1 protein-coding gene is annotated in these 1,446 nt (G+C 49.9%); it reads left to right on the top strand.

What is annotated here, in order from left to right:
* Positions 1 to 348: 348 nt before the first annotated feature.
* Positions 349 to 1,446, top strand: a 1,098-nt coding sequence (metG, locus tag ACR0P9_RS12515) for a methionine--tRNA ligase (RefSeq protein ID WP_432620641.1), incomplete at its 3' end; no start/stop codon positions are given.

Genomic DNA, 1,446 nt, shown 5'->3' with positions numbered 1-1,446 from the left:
GATGCTCAGCTTTCTGTTCTGGATGATTCTTTCGGTTATCTTCGGCGGATTGCTGCTCATCGTGGTGTGCCCGTATTTTTTGCTCGCCCTGTATCATTTGTTTGACCGCATTCGCGGGGTGGAAATCCGCGTTTCGCATCGTCCGCCGCAGGACAGCACAGACAACAAAACGTAAAGCACGACAGAGCACGGCTCTGCCGTGTCTTTTTTTGTGTACGTAAGGGAAATTTCCGGATGGGCACCAATTTTTTTTCGTAAAAAACAGGAAATTTATCAAAATAACTTGATGATACGCCCTGTTTTGGTATATGATAATAGATAATAGTATGAAGTGAAGGAGCGATTTCGTTGGAGAAAAAACCGTTTTATATAACTACTCCGATTTACTACCCGTCTGATAACCTGCACATCGGTCATTGCTACTGTACTGTAGCAACGGATACCATGGCTCGCTTTAAGCGTTTGAAGGGCTATGATGTCATGTTCTTGACCGGTACCGATGAGCACGGTCAGAAGATTGAGGACAAGGCGAAGGAAGCTGGCGTTACCCCGAAGGAATTTGTCGATAAGATTGTAAGCGGCGTCAAGGATCTGTGGAAGCTGATGAACATTTCCAATGACCGCTTTATCCGCACGACAGATCCGTATCATGAAGAGGCTGTTCAGAAGATTTTCGAGCGTCTAAAGAATCAGGGCGATATTTACAAGTCCGTATACAAGGGCAAGTACTGCAAGCCGTGTGAGTCGTTCTGGACCGAGACACAGCTGGTAGACGGCAAGTGCCCGGACTGCGGCCGTGAAGTCGTAGACGCAGAGGAAGAGGCATATTTCTTCCGTCTTTCCAAGTATCAGGATCGCATCATCAAGCTGTACGAGGAGCATCCAGACTGGCTGGAGCCGTCCTCTCGTGCCCATGAGATGCTCAACAACTTTATCAAGCCGGGTCTGGAAGATACCTGTGTATCGCGTACCAGCTTTAACTGGGGTGTTCCGGTGCTGTCCGATCCGAAGCATGTCGTCTATGTATGGATTGACGCGCTGACCAACTACATCACCGCTCTGGGCTATGAGAACGAGCAGTACAACGACTTTGAGAAGTTCTGGCCGGCTGACGTTCATTTCATCGGCAAGGAAATCGTGCGTTTCCATTCGATTCTGTGGCCGGCAATTCTGATGGCTCTGGATCTGCCGCTGCCGAAGAAGATTTATGGTCATGGCTGGCTGCTGCTGGACGGTGGCAAGATGTCCAAGTCCAAGGGCAACGTTGTCGATCCGGTGTTCCTGTGCGAGCGTTACGGCGTAGACACCCTGCGTTACTTCCTGATGCGCGAGTTCCCGTTCGGTTCCGACGGTGCATTCTCCAATGAGGCACTGATTAACCGCATCAACTCGGATCTGGCAAACGATCTGGGCAACTTGGTTTCCCGTACCGTGTCTATGGTTGAG

The organism is Butyricicoccus sp. (assembly GCF_050872565.1).
Taxonomy (GTDB): Bacteria; Bacillota; Clostridia; order Oscillospirales; family Butyricicoccaceae; genus Butyricicoccus_A.
Note: the sequence above shows the minus strand (reverse complement) of the source record. Positions and strands in the feature narration are given on the sequence as shown.